Source organism: Neobacillus sp. NPDC097160, assembly GCF_044762155.1.
Lineage (GTDB): Bacteria > Bacillota > Bacilli > Bacillales > Cytobacillaceae > Neobacillus.
Window position 1 is genome coordinate 86,247 of the sequence record NZ_JBIWDU010000014.1, and the last position, 14,236, is coordinate 100,482.

The following is a 14,236-nucleotide window of genomic DNA, read 5'->3' on the forward strand; positions in this document are numbered from 1 at the left end:
TGAACACATTGAGCCGCTTGTTTATGTTTGAAAAGCCTTTAGGGATGCGGGATACGCTGCCGGAGTTATATGAAAAGAAGCATCGCGTTCGGTCTAGTATGGCGGAAACGATGAAACTTTGGGGCTACCAATTTATCGAAACCCCGGCACTTGAATACTACGAAACCGTTGGAGCGGCATCAGCGATTGCTGATCAGCAGCTTTTTAAATTGCTTGATAAAGAAGGTCATACACTGGTGCTCAGGCCTGACATGACTGCACCAATCGCCCGCGTGGCAGCGTCAAAGCTTTTAGACGAGGATCTTCCCGTGAGGTTAGCCTACTCCGCCACTGTTTTCCGTGCTCAGCAGCGTGAAGGCGGCCGGCCGGCAGAGTTTGAGCAAATTGGTATCGAATGCTTGAATGAAGATACCGTTTCATGCGATGGCGAGGTCGTTGCCTTGCTGATTTCTTCCTTAAAAAAAGCGGGCCTCACCGATTTCCAAGTTTCGATTGGTCATGTTGGCTTTGCCCAGGAACTGTTCGTGCAAATTCTGGGAACGAATGGACGGGCCAATACATTGCGCAAATTTTTATATGAAAAAAATTATGTCGGCTACCGTGAACATGTGAACTCATTGCAGCTATCATCGATTGATAAGCAACGACTTTTACAACTCCTTCAATTAAGAGGCAGGGAAGAAGCAATCGGCCAGGCCCTCGATATTACTGAAAATGATAAAGGCAAGCAAGCAATCCTTGAGTTGAAAGAGCTTTGGGATGTCATTAAGGATTACGGTGTTGAAGAATTTGTGAAATTTGATTTTACGATTGTCAGCCATATGAGCTACTATTCCGGCATTTTATTTGAAGCCTATGCCGGGAATGTCGGTTTTCCAATCGGAAACGGCGGACGTTATAGTTTAATTGAAAAGTTTGGAAAAACCGCCAGTGCCACCGGATTCGCCGTTCGGATTGACATGCTGCTTGAGGCACTGGGGAGCGCTCAGCTTGAAAATACTATGCACTGCATTTTTTTCAGCCAGGAGCGGCGGAAAGAAGCCTTTCAACTTTCAAAAAATATGCACAAACAGGGGAAAAAGGCCGTTCTCCAGGACATTACCGGTGTCAAAAATCTTGATGCTTTTACAAAAAGATTTGCCGAGACTACCTATTTAATTGGAGGGAGCGCCGATGAGTAACATCCTAACGATTGCGATGCCAAAGGGGCGAATTTTTGAAGAAGCCGTTGAATTGCTACGAAAAGCGGACTATAAACTGCCACCGGAATTTGATGATTCGCGAAAATTGATTATAGACGTGGCCGAAGAGGGCTTGCGGTTTATTTTAGCAAAGCCGATGGACGTCGCTACATATGTAGAGCATGGTGTGGCCGACGTCGGAATTGCCGGGAAGGACGTTTTGCTTGAGGAGGAGCGCGATGTGTATGAACTCCTGGATCTTAAAATCAGTCATTGTTACTTGGCGGTTGCCGGACTTCTGGATACAAAAATGAACGAAGTGGCCCCAAGAGTTGCAACAAAATATCCGAATGTGGCCGAGGCCTATTTTCGCGAGCAAGGAGAACAGGTTGAAATTATCAAATTAAACGGTTCGATCGAGCTTGCCCCGATAATCGGCTTATCGGACCGGATAGTTGATATTGTGTCAACCGGCCGGACCTTAAAGGAAAACGGCCTGAGTGAATATGAAAGAATTATTGACGTAACATCGCGGTTCATCGTGAACCCCGTCAGTTATCGCATGAAAGATAAACAGATAGATGAAATGGTTACGCGTCTCAGTGAAGTAGTTTAATGGAGGTTTTTTAAGATGAAAATACTAAAAGTAAATGAGCTTGTTTCAATTAAACGCTCGATTGAAGCGGGCACCTCCGAGCAGCAGTCTGTTGTAAAAAATATTATTTCGGACATTCGGGACCGCGGTGATGAGGCATTACGGGAATATACAGAAAAATTCGATCGCGTCCATCTTTCTTCTTTTTCCGTTACTGAAAAAGAAATCGCGGACGCTTATGGCGAAGTAGACCAGGGGCTGATCACAATCATTCGTGAGGCTGCAGAAAATATCCGCTCTTTTCATGAAAAGCAGCTCCGGCCATCGTGGATGACGACTGAAGAAAATGGCACGATTCTTGGTCAAAAAATAACCCCGCTAGATTCGGTTGGGGTGTATGTACCTGGTGGAACGGCGGCCTACCCGTCATCAGTGTTGATGAACGTGATTCCTGCGAAAGTGGCCGGGGTAAAAAGAATCGTGATGGTGTCGCCTCCCGGAAATGATGGAAAATTGCCGGCAGCCGTGCTCGTTGCAGCCAAAGAAGCCGGCGTTGAAGAAATTTATAAAATTGGGGGTGCCCAGGCGATTGCAGCGCTTGCGTACGGAACTGAGTCCATTGCCGCTGTTGATAAAATAACCGGACCTGGAAATATCTATGTTGCTTTGGCGAAACGGGAGGTATTCGGCGATGTCGATATTGATATGATTGCCGGGCCGAGCGAAATTGCCGTTTTAGCAGATGAAACAGCAAGGGCAGACGAGGTTGCGGCCGATCTGCTATCACAGGCGGAGCACGATCCGCGTGCCTGCAGTGTTTTGGTTACACCATCGTTGGAGTTGGCCGAAAAAGTGTCAGCGGAAGTTGAAAAGCAGCTGGCGTTGCTGCCGAGGCAGGACATTGCAGCACGTTCGATTGCGGATTTCGGGGCTATTTATGTCACTACTGATCTTGACGAAGCGGTTGAAACGGTGAACCAGCTAGCACCGGAACATCTCGAAATCATCACGGAAAACGCGATGGAGCTTCTTGGGAAAATTCGTCACGCCGGAGCGATATTTGTTGGCCGTTATAGCACGGAGCCCGTTGGCGATTATTTTGCCGGCCCGAACCATGTACTGCCAACAAACGGAACAGCGCGGTTCTCCAGCCCGCTAAATGTGGATGATTTTCAGAAGAAATCTAGCGTAATCGTTTACAGCAAGAGGGCGTTAAAGGAGAATGGCGCAAAAATCGCCGCCTTTGCCCGGAAGGAAGGGCTTGAAGCACACGCCCGGGCGGTGGAAATACGGCTTAATAATGATAAATAGGAGGCCCCTTTCATGGAAAGAACGGCAAGTATTGAACGGAATACAAACGAGACAAAAATTCAATTATCGTTAGCAATTGACGGAGAGGGCCAGTCTAACCTCGAAACGGGTGTACCTTTCATGAGTCATATGCTTGATTTATTCACGAAACATGGTCAATTCAACCTGACTGTTGACGCCCAAGGCGATATTGAAGTCGATGATCACCACACAACCGAAGATATCGGTATTTGTTTGGGACACGCGCTCCGTGAAGCATTAGGCGACAAGAAAGGTATTAAACGATATGGGAATGCCTTTGTTCCCATGGACGAGGCACTGGCACAGGTCGTAGTCGACCTCAGCAACCGGCCGCATCTCGAAATGCGTGCGGCATTCCCGAGCCAGAAGGTAGGAACCTTCGATACCGAACTAGTTCACGAATTTCTCTGGAAACTCGCCCTTGAGGCGCGGATGAACCTCCATGTAATCGTACATTATGGAAACAACACACACCATATGATTGAAGCCGTCTTTAAAGCACTAGGCCGGGCGCTCGACGAAGCCACAACAATCGACCCCCGCATCAAAGGCGTACCTTCCACTAAGGGGATGTTGTAAATGGTGCCTGACACCATTTCTACGTCTGGCACCATGAAAAGGATTTTATGTATTCGACAAATACCGGGTGGTGTCTGTCACTGCCAAATGAAAGGGGGCTGGCAAGATGATTGGTATCGTTGACTATGGTATGGGAAATCTTTTTAGCGTGAGTAAGGCGCTTGAACGTTTAAACGCCGACTATTTCATTTCCGCTGATAGAAATAAATTACTTAAAGCTGATGCCTTGATTCTCCCGGGAGTCGGGTCATTCCGTGATGCAATGGAGCGGTTGCCGGCAGAAACGATAAAGGAATTTGCGGCAACAGGGAAACCCTTGCTTGGTATCTGCCTCGGCATGCAGCTGCTGTTTGAACAAAGTGAGGAAAACGGCCCAACCGCAGGCTTAGGCCTATTACCTGGAAGCGTCCGTCGTTTCCAAGGCCGATCACAGCAAGGCCAACCCTACAAGGTTCCGCACATGGGCTGGAACAAGCTTGAATTTGTCAAAGAGTCGCCACTTTTGAAAAATCTCACCGAAGATTACGTCTATTTCGTCCACTCCTATTTTGTAGACGCGGAACACTCTGAAGAGGTACTGCTGGCGAAAGCTGATTACCATGAGCAGGTTTCAGCGGTAGTTGGTAAAAACAATGTCCTAGGGATGCAATTTCACCCTGAAAAAAGCAGTAGGCTTGGAATGGCCCTGCTATATAATTTCTTACAAATGGTAGAGGAAAGGAAGGCGGTACAATGAGCTTCACAATTTATCCGGCGATCGATATGCGCGGCGGCAATTGCGTTCGCCTTCTCAAAGGGGATTATGATCAAGAAACAATCTATGGGGATTCGCCATTCGATATGGCCCAAAGTTTTGCCGCGTCAGGCACCGAGTGGATTCACATGGTTGACCTTGACGGAGCAAAAGATGGCATGAGAGTCAATGACCGTTTTGTGATCACAGCGGCTCAAAAACTCAACAACGTAAACATCCAAATTGGCGGCGGGATTCGCTCCGAAGAAGATATTCTTCACTACCTAGAAAATGGCGTCAATCGTGTAATTATAGGCAGTATTGCCGTTTCCAAGCCTGATTTTGCCATCGAAATGATTAAGAAATACCGTGAAAAAATTGCCATTGGGATTGATGCGAAAGACGGATATGTCGCGACGCACGGCTGGATTGAAACATCCGCACTTAAAGCGGTTGAACTGGGGAAACGGTTTGCGGATGCGGGAGCAGAGACGTTTATTTTTACCGATATTGCGACAGATGGTACGCTTGCAGGCCCTAATATTACAGCCGTTTGTGAAATGGCCGAAGTGACTGGAAAAAATATCATCGCCTCCGGAGGAGTAAGCAGTCTGGCTGATTTAAGAGCATTATCGACGGCTAAGGGTGTAAGCGGAGCGATTGTTGGAAAAGCCCTGTACGAAAATCGTTTTACCTTAAAGGAAGCGTTGGAAGAGGTGAAACGCAAATGACATTAACAAAGCGAATTATTCCCTGCCTTGATGTCAAAGACGGCCGGGTAGTGAAAGGCATTCAATTTGTCCAGCTTCGGGATGCCGGAGATCCCGTTGAACTCGCTCGTTTTTACGATGAGCAGGGTGCAGATGAACTGGTGTTTCTTGATATCTCTGCTTCCGTGGAGGGCAGAAAGACGATGATTGAAGTCGTCAAGGCTGTCGCCTCTGAACTTGCGATTCCCTTTACCGTTGGCGGCGGCATCAATTCCCTGGAGGACATGAAAAAAATCCTTCGGGCCGGTGCGGATAAGGTGTCATTGAATACCGCTGCCGTTTTGAATCCAGAATTGATTCGTGAAGGCGCTAGCTACTTTGGCTCCCAGTGCATTGTTGTCGCGATGGATGCCAAATTTGACCCTGAGCTTGGAACGTGGCGAGTGTTTACCCACGGCGGCCGCAAACCTACGGAAAAAAAGGCTATTGAATGGGCGATGGAAGCAGCCAAGCTTGGCGCCGGTGAAATTTTATTAACCAGCATGGACTGCGACGGTGAGAAAAATGGCTTTGATCTAAACTTGACGAGGGCGATTAGCGAATCAGTCTCGATTCCGGTGATAGCATCAGGCGGAGCCGGGAATGCCGGGCATTTTGAAGAGGCATTTTTGGCAGGAAAAGCCGATGCTGCCCTCGCTGCCTCTATTTTTCATTACAAAGAAACATCAGTTCATGAAGTAAAAAGCTATTTGCTGGAAAAAGGAGTGAGCATACGATGAACGTTCGATTTGATGAAAAAGGTCTAGTCCCTGCCATTATACAGGATGCCGGAACAAAGGAAGTGTTAACACTTGCCTATATGAACGAGGAATCACTGGCGAAAACAATTGAAACAGGGGAGACATGGTTTTACAGCCGCTCACGTCAGGAATTATGGCATAAAGGAGCGACAAGCGGCAACACACAAACGGTCGTCAGCATGAACTATGATTGTGACCAGGATGCGTTATTGGTGCTTGTTTATCCAAAAGGACCTGCCTGTCATACCGGAGCGGTAAGCTGTTTTTCAGAACGGGTCTTCGAAAATAGCTCCAGCCTTGAGGACTATAAAATTTTGCAAAAGCTTGAAAAAGTGATAACTGAGCGTGAGCAGGAGCGGCCAGAGGGAGCTTATACGACGTATCTTTTTGAAAAAGGCGTTGATAAGATTTTGAAAAAAGTCGGCGAAGAAGCCGCCGAGGTGATTATCGCAGCCAAGAACCGCGATCATGAGGAACTAAGGTGGGAAGCGGCGGATTTACTTTATCACTTGCAAGTGCTGTTGGTCGAACAAGGACTTCCATTTAAAGAAGTATTAAAAACACTAGAAGAAAGACACAAAGACCGGTCCTAATTAGGGCCTTTTTTTATTTCCGCCGGTCCAAAACCTTCTCGAACAACTCCTAAATATGATATACTACATAAGTTATGTTGAAAAATGTGGAGGACTTCATGGGAAAAGACTCGAAGGCTAGAATTCAAAAGGGAAAAATTTTATCATTTGTTCCTACGGGGGAATATTATTTCACGAAGGGTTTAAAGGCATACCATCGACGTGATTTTGTAAAGGCAAAAAAATATCTTGGGCGGGCGATGCAGCTTGAGCCGGGTGAACCGATGATTACATGCCAGTTGGCGATTGTGTCAACAGAACTTGGCGAGTTTGAAAATTCCAACCGACTCTTGCATCTGATCCTTGAAGAGCTTGACCCAGAAATGGCCGAATGCCACTACTTATTAGCAAATAATTATGCCCATATGGGATTTTTTAAAGATGCATATCACCACAGCAAACTCTATTTACAGCTAGATCCTGATGGTGATTTTTCGGAAGACACAGAGGATTTGTTGGATTTGCTCACCATGGAATCAGAGGATTTTGAGGATGAGTTGTATCAAGAGGATGATCTCATCATCAAACAAGAACAGGCTCGTGAACTGTTAGAGTCAGGCTACTTTCCAAAGGCCGTTGAGCTGTTAAAAGATGTCGTCAAGGAATATCCGGAATACTGGTCTGCTTACAACAATTTAGCGCTCGCATACTTTTATTTAGGAAAAGTGGAAAAAGCGGAAGCCATCTTAGAAGATGTGCTCGAGCGAAATCCCGGGAATCTTCATGCATTATGTAACAGGCTTGTATTTGCCCATTATCAAGGGCAGTCACAAAATGCATCACAATTGCTGGAATCATTGAAAAAAATCCAGCCCATGCTTAGTGAGTATCAATTTAAACTGGGTGCTACCTTTGCGTTAGTCGGGGAATATGAACTTGCCTATTTCTGGTTGAAAAAGTTATATAAGCATGGTTTCAATGGGGATGGCCCATTTTATTATTGGCTCTCCCATTCAGCCTATTACATGGGCTATGAAAATTTTGCAAAAAGCATGTGGAAAAAGGCTCTCGAATTAAGTCCTGACAAGGAAGGTAATGAACCTTGGAACGAGAAAAATGAGCGAACAAACGGGTTTGAGGACATCCAAGGATCTATTTTTCAAAAGCTCGAAAGTGACTACGTGGAGGAAAGATTATTTGCACTTTTCCTGACAACTGTTTCAAGTAAAAAAGAGGAAATCATCACCTCACAGCGGCTTTTTCAGAATCAGAAATTTACCAAATTGGAAAAAGAGTATATTTCGTTAATCAGGTCGGGAAAACCATCGATGACCGCGGATGCACAGGAAATTGCTGAGCTTTTTTATGAAACTTTCCAGCCAATTGGCACGGTTGAGTCCGGATTGTACTTGATGTGGTTCTCGGTGTTCGTCGAAGTATTCAATGCAAATGTCAGTTTGAAAAATAAACATGCCTGGGCTGGAGCAGTAGAATACGTATGGCACAAGCTGCGCAACGAAAAGGTTTCCCAGCAGGAGGTTGCCGATCGCTACGGACTATCATCAGCAACCATTGGCAAATATGTAAAATTAGTGAACAACTATTTAAACTAAGCAGAAAAATGGACTATAATCCAATTGTTTTATACGATTAAGTAGGGAAAGCTAATACTTAATCGTATTTTTTTATATTATGACAGCGGGTGTCTAGAAAAGGCGCTACCGCTTTTAAAATAAGGAGTGACAACCAACCATGTCTGAAGAAAAAATTTATGACGTAATTATTGCTGGGGCTGGCCCTGCGGGGATGACAGCCGCTGTTTATACATCACGTGCAAACCTTTCAACACTCATGATTGAGCGCGGGATGCCGGGCGGACAAATGGCCAACACCGAGGATGTGGAGAACTACCCGGGCTTTGAAAGTATTTTAGGACCGGATTTATCAACAAAAATGTTTGAGCATGCCAAAAAGTTTGGTGCCGAATATGCCTATGGTGATATTAAGGAAATCGTTGATCACGTTGATTACAAAATCGTGACTGCGGGTGCAAAGCAATATAAAGCATACTCTGTTATTATCTCAACAGGTGCTGAGTACAAGAAAATCGGCGTACCTGGTGAAAAAGAGCTGGGCGGCCGCGGTGTTTCCTATTGCGCTGTTTGTGATGGGGCATTTTTTAAAGGAAAAGAACTTTATGTCATTGGCGGCGGTGACTCTGCCGTTGAGGAAGGCGTGTACTTAACCCGTTTTGCTTCCAAAGTTACCATTGTGCACAGACGCGATCAGCTGCGGGCACAAAAGATTCTCCAAGACCGTGCTTTTGCGAACGAAAAAGTGGATTTTATCTGGAATCACACGATTAAATCGATTAATAATAAAGACGGCAAGGTTGGCAGTGTGACACTTGCTTCGACCCAAACGGGTGAAGAGCAAACCTTACCGGCGGATGGTGTTTTCATTTATATCGGGATGTTGCCGCTGTCGAAACCATTTGAAAGCATTGGCATTACAAACGAAAATGGCTATATTGAGACGAATGAGCTCATGGAAACGAAGGTACCTGGGATTCTCGCTGCGGGAGATATTCGTGAAAAGACACTTCGTCAGATTGTGACGGCAACCGGTGACGGCAGTATTGCAGCCCAAAGTGCACAGCATTATGTGGAAGAGCTTAAGGAAGAAATGAAATTAAATAAATAGCATGTATATTTGCAAAGGGAAAGTGATTGTTAAGAAAGTGCCCACACAATTCACAAAAAAGTAATTCTCCTGTAACAGTGGTGAAATATAGATAGGGTATGATAATAGAAATTGACCCCCTTTAAAATATATACCTTTCCTGCACAAGCCCAGCAGCTTGTGCAATTTTTTTTTGCCACCTTTTTTGTCTAAAATATTTAACACAATATCAATTTTGTATTCATTGTGACTGTAATCTAAAAATAGTATAATGAAAAGAATATATCGCAGGATAATTGCATTCACATTCTAACTCGAGCCCTGTTCAAGGGGCTTGTGAATGATTAAGAGGTGTATAAACAATGCAGCGGGTCACTAATTGTGTATTGATAAGAAACAATCAAATTTTGTTGCTGCAGAAACCGCGCCGCGGCTGGTGGGTTGCTCCAGGCGGGAAAATGGAGCCGGGCGAGTCGGTTCGAGACTCTTGCATCAGGGAATACCGTGAAGAAACGGGGATTTATTTAAAAAACCCACAATTAAAAGGGATCTTTACGATGATTATGAAGGAAAGCGACGAACTGCTTTCCGAATGGATGATGTTTACCTTTGTGGCAACCGATTCAGATGGTATTGATTTAGAAGAATCGGAAGAAGGTAAGCTGGCATGGCAGCCGATTGACCAGATAAAAGGTTTGCCAATGGCTGCGGGTGACCTACATATCATTGATTATATGGTTCATGGAAAAGGAATTATTTACGGTACTTTTACTTATACAAAAGATTTTCAACTGATTAGTTATCGATTAGATCCAAGCTAATGAAAACGTATCGTCTGGCGAGCTCCTAAAGGCGGTTCATGAGACGAAAGTTGAATTAGTATTTTTATCAATGTGATGAGCGAAATTATAGGGGGAATTGCCATGAGTACCGGTTCGTCAAGCGAAACTCAGATGGTCATTATTACCGGAATGTCTGGGGCTGGAAAAACTGTCGCCATTCAAAGCTTTGAAGATTTAGGATTCTTCTGTGTTGATAATCTGCCTCCCACACTGCTCCCAAAATTCCTTGAACTTATGAAGGAATCAGGGAATAAGATGAATAAAGTTGCCCTAGTCATGGACCTAAGAGGAAGAGAATTCTTTGATCACCTCTTTAAAGGACTCGATGAGCTCGCTGAAACATCATGGGTAACACCGCAGATTTTATTTTTAGATGCGGATGATTCTACATTAGTACGCAGGTATAAGGAAACAAGGCGGTCGCATCCGCTTGCTCATTCAGGGCTTCCACTTGAAGGCATCACGCTTGAGCGTGAACTACTTGAGGAATTAAAAGGCCGGGCACAGTTGATTTACAATACTTCCCAGATGAAACCTCGTGAATTACGTGAGAAAATATTAACGGAGTTTACGGCGAATAAACAATTAATCTTTACTGTCAATGTCATGTCATTTGGCTTTAAACATGGGATTCCCATCGATGCAGATCTAGTTTTTGATGTGCGCTTTTTGCCAAATCCTTTTTATATCGAACACATGCGGCCAAAAACAGGCTTGGATGAAGAAGTCTCAAGCTATGTATTAAAATGGAATGAAACAAATAAGTTTTTGGAAAAAGTGACCGACTTGCTCAGTTTCATGCTTCCTCATTATAAAAGAGAGGGGAAGGCACAGCTGGTGATTGCGATTGGCTGTACCGGCGGGCAGCATCGATCTGTAACCTTAGCAGAGTATCTGGGCCGATTTTTCCAAAATGATTATAAGACATGCGTCACCCACCGTGACATTGAGAGGAGAAAGGAAAAAACAACATGAGAGAGTTAGGACAGCCTCGTATTGTCGTCATTGGCGGGGGAACAGGATTACCGGTTTTATTGCGAGGATTAAAACAGTATCCTGTGGATATTACCGCCATTGTGACTGTCGCGGATGATGGCGGCAGCTCGGGACGCTTGCGCGAGGATCTGCATATTCCTCCACCCGGTGACATTCGCAATGTGTTAGCATCACTGTCAGATGTAGAACCGCTCGTTGAAGAGATGTTCCAGCATCGTTTTAAAACGTCGAATGAACTTTCCGGACATTCGCTTGGTAATTTAATCTTGGCGGCGATGACCTCGATTACCGGAAATTTTGTTCATGCGATTCAAGAAATGAGCAAAATCTTAAATGTCCACGGCAAAGTGCTTCCAGCTGCAAACCAAAGCGTGGTTTTGCATGCGGAGATGGAGGACGGCGCGATTGTTTCCGGGGAATCGAAAATTCCTTATTCAGGGAAAAAAATTAAACGAGTTTATTTAACATCCAAAAGTACGATTCGTCCCTTGCCGGAGACAATTCAAGCCATTCGGCAGGCAGACTTAATTATTATTGGCCCTGGGAGCTTGTATACGAGCATCCTGCCCAATCTGCTCGTACCAAGGTTAGGGGATGAGGTGTGCCGTTCCCGTGCAAAAAAGGTGTATATCTGCAACCTCATGACGCAGGCAGGGGAAACCCATGGCTATACCGCGAGCGACCATGTGAAGGCGATTTATGAGCATATGAGCTGTGCCTTTGTGAATACAATCCTCGTGAATAACGAAGAAATTCCGCAGCACATTCAGCTTCGCTATAATGAGGAACTGGCAGACCCGGTTCTATACGATTTGCCGCAGCTTTTTGAGCTAGGGCTCGAAGTGGTGCATGCGGATATTGCCTATCAGGAAAACGGCGCACTAAGGCACGATCCGAAAAAGGTGGCAAAAATTTTATATAATTTGCTAATAGATGAAACCAAAAAGCGGTATGAAGCGTAGATAGTATTGCAACGTTAAAATAGTGCTTTTTATAAAGGAGTGAGGGAGATGTCTTTCGCTTCGGAGACGAAAAAGGAATTAACGAACTTGGAAGTGAAAACATGCTGCATTCAATCTGAGCTTTCCGCGTTGATTCGCATGAACGGTTCCCTTTCCTTTTCTAATCGTAAGTTAGTGGTTGATATTCAAACCGAAAATGCTGCGATTGCCAGAAGAATTTATACATTGTTAAAAAAGAGCTATCAAGTACAAGTTGAACTCTTAGTTCGAAAAAAAATGCGCCTGAAGAAAAACAACGTCTATATCGTTCGTTTATCCCAGCAGGCAAAGGAAATTCTTGAGGATACAAAAATTTTGGGTGAGGGATTTACCATTATTCATGATATTTCACCTGGCCTGATAAAGAAGAAGTGTTGTAAGCGTTCTTATTTACGCGGCGCCTTTCTTGCCGGGGGCTCTGTAAATAACCCGGAAACATCTTCCTATCATTTGGAAATTTCTTCGCTTTATAAAGAACATAATGACTCTTTATGCGAATTGATGAATACATTTGATCTTAACAGTAAAACACTAGAGCGTAAAAAAGGCTTTATTACTTATTTAAAGGAAGCTGAGAAAATTACCGAGTTTCTCAATATTGTCGGTGCCCATAATGCCCTGCTCCGCTTTGAGGACGTCCGGATTGTTAGGGATATGCGAAACTCCGTTAACCGGCTGGTTAATTGTGAAACCGCCAATCTCAATAAAACGATAGGTGCTTCCATCAGGCAGGTAGAAAACATCCGCTTCATCGATGCAACCGTGGGCTTGCAGATTTTGCCCGATAAGCTAAGGGAAATTGCCGAACTCCGTGTCCAATACCCTGATGTTACCCTTAAAGAATTAGGAGAAATGGTCTCCGGAGGAACCATCAGCAAGTCAGGAATTAATCATCGTTTACGAAAAATTGATGAGATCGCCGAGAAACTGCGTGCCGGAGAAATGGCATCAAAACATGGAAGTTTGTGAAATAGTGAATTAGTTATATGCATATAGATTAACATGAGGAGGAATTGTATAATGTTGGCGAAACAAGTAGAAGTAAAATTGAAAACGGGTCTTCAAGCACGACCAGCAGCACTTTTTGTACAGGAAGCAAACCGTTTTTCGGCTGATATTTTTCTAGAGAAAGATGGCAAAAAAGTCAATGCCAAAAGCATCATGGGATTAATGAGCCTTGCAGTTGGCTCGGGAGTCGTGATTAATATTATCGCTGACGGCGACGATGAAGACAGAGCCATCAATGCGTTAACAGATTTTATTGAAAAAGAACATTAATTTAAGGAGGGTTCAGCTTGCATTTTGAGGCTGAACCCTTTTATTGTGCCTGCGGATGGGAAAATAGAGTTGCTTGGGTCACAAAAAAAAATCCTAAAGAAAAAAGCAACCGGCCGGAAGCCGATTGCTCATGAAATTACTTTTTATCTTTTGTTTCAATAGGGTTGCGAGTAATGATGCTGTCAATTAGACCGTATTCCTTTGCTCGTTCAGCAGTCATGAAGTTGTCGCGGTCTGTATCGCGTTGAATCACTTCAAGCGGCTGGCCAGTGCGTTCTGATAGGATGCCATTTAATTTTTCACGAAGGAAAAGAATACGCTTTGCTGCAATCTCGATTTCCGTTGCTTGTCCTTGTGCACCGCCTAGTGGCTGGTGGATCATAACTTCCGCATTTGGCAATGCATAACGCTTGCCTTTTTCCCCTGCAGCAAGTAAGAAAGCGCCCATGGAAGCAGCCATACCGATACAAACAGTTGAAACATTTGATTTAATAAATTGCATTGTATCGTAAATTGCCATCCCGGCTGTGATGCTTCCGCCTGGACTATTGATGTAAATCGTAATATCTTTTTCAGGATTTTCCGCCTCTAAAAATAATAATTGTGCTACAATGCTATTGGCAACATTGTCATCAATGGCGCTGCCAAGCATAATAATCCGGTCTTTTAACAGACGAGAATAAATGTCATAGGCACGTTCGCCGCGGTTTGTTTGTTCAATAACTGTAGGAATCAAATTCATTTTTCTTCCTCCTTTGAATGGAAAAGGTAATAACTTATGTAATGTAATCATACACTGATGGTCAATAAAGGTCAAACAATTTGACTTTAAAATTCCTCGACAACTTCTCCCTAATCCATCATAACCATTTCACTTGATTTTAAACCTACAATTCACTTGCAAAGTTTACGAATCTGGCATATAATATATAAGT

Annotated in this window: 16 protein-coding genes; 15 read left to right on the forward strand and 1 reads right to left on the reverse strand. The window is 44.3% G+C overall.

Annotated elements, in window-relative coordinates; genetic code table 11:
• Positions 1-8 precede the first annotated feature (8 nt).
• The 15 genes from ACIQXV_RS19590 to ACIQXV_RS19660 all read left to right on the forward strand — a co-directional run bounded on the left by ACIQXV_RS19590 (position 9) and on the right by ACIQXV_RS19660 (position 13,301).
• Positions 9-1,181 (forward strand): ATP phosphoribosyltransferase regulatory subunit, encoded by a 1,173-nt coding sequence (locus ACIQXV_RS19590; protein ID WP_402961306.1) that lies wholly within the window; start codon positions 9-11, stop codon positions 1,179-1,181.
• Complete coding sequence (gene hisG, locus ACIQXV_RS19595) at positions 1,174-1,797, forward strand: ATP phosphoribosyltransferase (protein WP_402961308.1); 624 nt, start codon at positions 1,174-1,176, stop codon at positions 1,795-1,797. Before ACIQXV_RS19590 ends, hisG begins: the two co-directional genes overlap by 8 nt.
• Positions 1,798-1,812: 15 nt before the next feature.
• Positions 1,813-3,087 (forward strand): histidinol dehydrogenase, encoded by a 1,275-nt coding sequence (gene hisD, locus ACIQXV_RS19600; RefSeq protein ID WP_402961310.1) that lies wholly within the window; start codon positions 1,813-1,815, stop codon positions 3,085-3,087.
• A 12-nt stretch (positions 3,088-3,099) separates the two neighbouring features.
• Positions 3,100-3,687, forward strand: coding sequence for an imidazoleglycerol-phosphate dehydratase HisB (gene hisB, locus ACIQXV_RS19605; protein ID WP_402961312.1), 588 nt, complete (start codon positions 3,100-3,102; stop codon positions 3,685-3,687).
• A gap of 106 nt (positions 3,688-3,793) precedes the next feature.
• A complete protein-coding gene (gene hisH, locus ACIQXV_RS19610; protein WP_402961314.1) occupies positions 3,794-4,423 on the forward strand; it encodes an imidazole glycerol phosphate synthase subunit HisH in 630 nt (209 codons plus the stop codon).
• Positions 4,420-5,151, forward strand: a complete 732-nt coding sequence (gene hisA / locus ACIQXV_RS19615) for a 1-(5-phosphoribosyl)-5-[(5-phosphoribosylamino)methylideneamino]imidazole-4-carboxamide isomerase (RefSeq protein ID WP_402961316.1) — start codon at positions 4,420-4,422, stop codon at positions 5,149-5,151. The genes hisH and hisA overlap by 4 nt, the downstream gene beginning before the upstream one ends.
• Positions 5,148-5,909 carry an imidazole glycerol phosphate synthase subunit HisF gene (gene hisF, locus ACIQXV_RS19620; RefSeq protein WP_402961318.1) on the forward strand — a complete coding sequence of 254 codons (762 nt, stop codon included), beginning with the start codon at positions 5,148-5,150 and terminating at the stop codon, positions 5,907-5,909. The genes hisA and hisF overlap by 4 nt, the downstream gene beginning before the upstream one ends.
• On the forward strand, positions 5,906-6,523 hold the full coding sequence (hisIE, locus tag ACIQXV_RS19625) for a bifunctional phosphoribosyl-AMP cyclohydrolase/phosphoribosyl-ATP diphosphatase HisIE (RefSeq protein ID WP_402961320.1): 618 nt from the start codon (positions 5,906-5,908) through the stop codon (positions 6,521-6,523). The genes hisF and hisIE overlap by 4 nt, the downstream gene beginning before the upstream one ends.
• 98 nt (positions 6,524-6,621) lie before the next feature.
• On the forward strand, positions 6,622-8,115 hold the full coding sequence (locus tag ACIQXV_RS19630) for a tetratricopeptide repeat protein (RefSeq protein WP_402961322.1): 1,494 nt from the start codon (positions 6,622-6,624) through the stop codon (positions 8,113-8,115).
• Positions 8,116-8,254: 139 nt separating this feature from the next.
• Positions 8,255-9,205 (forward strand): thioredoxin-disulfide reductase, encoded by a 951-nt coding sequence (trxB, locus tag ACIQXV_RS19635; RefSeq protein ID WP_402961324.1) that lies wholly within the window; start codon positions 8,255-8,257, stop codon positions 9,203-9,205.
• Positions 9,206-9,546: 341 nt separating this feature from the next.
• Positions 9,547-10,005, forward strand: a complete 459-nt coding sequence (locus ACIQXV_RS19640) for an NUDIX hydrolase (protein ID WP_402961326.1) — start codon at positions 9,547-9,549, stop codon at positions 10,003-10,005.
• A 102-nt stretch (positions 10,006-10,107) separates the two neighbouring features.
• Positions 10,108-11,001, forward strand: a complete 894-nt coding sequence (rapZ, locus tag ACIQXV_RS19645) for an RNase adapter RapZ (protein WP_402961328.1) — start codon at positions 10,108-10,110, stop codon at positions 10,999-11,001.
• Positions 10,998-11,984, forward strand: coding sequence for a gluconeogenesis factor YvcK family protein (locus ACIQXV_RS19650; protein WP_402961330.1), 987 nt, complete (start codon positions 10,998-11,000; stop codon positions 11,982-11,984). The genes rapZ and ACIQXV_RS19650 overlap by 4 nt, the downstream gene beginning before the upstream one ends.
• Positions 11,985-12,032: 48 nt before the next feature.
• Positions 12,033-12,992 (forward strand): DNA-binding protein WhiA, encoded by a 960-nt coding sequence (gene whiA, locus ACIQXV_RS19655; protein ID WP_402961332.1) that lies wholly within the window; start codon positions 12,033-12,035, stop codon positions 12,990-12,992.
• 51 nt (positions 12,993-13,043) lie between these two features.
• Positions 13,044-13,301: an HPr family phosphocarrier protein gene (locus tag ACIQXV_RS19660; protein ID WP_402961333.1), complete on the forward strand. Its 258-nt coding sequence runs from the start codon at positions 13,044-13,046 to the stop codon at positions 13,299-13,301.
• 136 nt (positions 13,302-13,437) lie between these two features.
• Here ACIQXV_RS19660 and clpP read toward each other — a convergent pair whose 3' ends face one another.
• Positions 13,438-14,043 carry an ATP-dependent Clp endopeptidase proteolytic subunit ClpP gene (gene clpP / locus ACIQXV_RS19665; RefSeq protein ID WP_402961335.1) on the reverse strand — a complete coding sequence of 202 codons (606 nt, stop codon included), beginning with the start codon at positions 14,041-14,043 and terminating at the stop codon, positions 13,438-13,440.
• Positions 14,044-14,236: the final 193 nt, after the last annotated feature.

Bases quoted from the DNA above. Each gene is read 5' to 3' on its own strand.
- hisG (WP_402961308.1), top strand. From the start codon at position 1,174: ATGAGTAACATCCTAACGATTGCGATGCCAAAGGGGCGAATTTTTGAA.
- hisD (WP_402961310.1), top strand. From the start codon at position 1,813: ATGAAAATACTAAAAGTAAATGAGCTTGTTTCAATTAAACGCTCGATT.
- hisB (WP_402961312.1), top strand. From the start codon at position 3,100: ATGGAAAGAACGGCAAGTATTGAACGGAATACAAACGAGACAAAAATT.
- hisH (WP_402961314.1), top strand. From the start codon at position 3,794: ATGATTGGTATCGTTGACTATGGTATGGGAAATCTTTTTAGCGTGAGT.
- hisA (WP_402961316.1), top strand. From the start codon at position 4,420: ATGAGCTTCACAATTTATCCGGCGATCGATATGCGCGGCGGCAATTGC.
- hisF (WP_402961318.1), top strand. From the start codon at position 5,148: ATGACATTAACAAAGCGAATTATTCCCTGCCTTGATGTCAAAGACGGC.
- hisIE (WP_402961320.1), top strand. From the start codon at position 5,906: ATGAACGTTCGATTTGATGAAAAAGGTCTAGTCCCTGCCATTATACAG.
- ACIQXV_RS19630 (WP_402961322.1), top strand. From the start codon at position 6,622: ATGGGAAAAGACTCGAAGGCTAGAATTCAAAAGGGAAAAATTTTATCA.
- trxB (WP_402961324.1), top strand. From the start codon at position 8,255: ATGTCTGAAGAAAAAATTTATGACGTAATTATTGCTGGGGCTGGCCCT.
- ACIQXV_RS19640 (WP_402961326.1), top strand. From the start codon at position 9,547: ATGCAGCGGGTCACTAATTGTGTATTGATAAGAAACAATCAAATTTTG.
- rapZ (WP_402961328.1), top strand. From the start codon at position 10,108: ATGAGTACCGGTTCGTCAAGCGAAACTCAGATGGTCATTATTACCGGA.
- ACIQXV_RS19650 (WP_402961330.1), top strand. From the start codon at position 10,998: ATGAGAGAGTTAGGACAGCCTCGTATTGTCGTCATTGGCGGGGGAACA.
- whiA (WP_402961332.1), top strand. From the start codon at position 12,033: ATGTCTTTCGCTTCGGAGACGAAAAAGGAATTAACGAACTTGGAAGTG.
- ACIQXV_RS19660 (WP_402961333.1), top strand. From the start codon at position 13,044: ATGTTGGCGAAACAAGTAGAAGTAAAATTGAAAACGGGTCTTCAAGCA.
- clpP (WP_402961335.1), bottom strand. From the start codon at position 14,043: ATGAATTTGATTCCTACAGTTATTGAACAAACAAACCGCGGCGAACGT.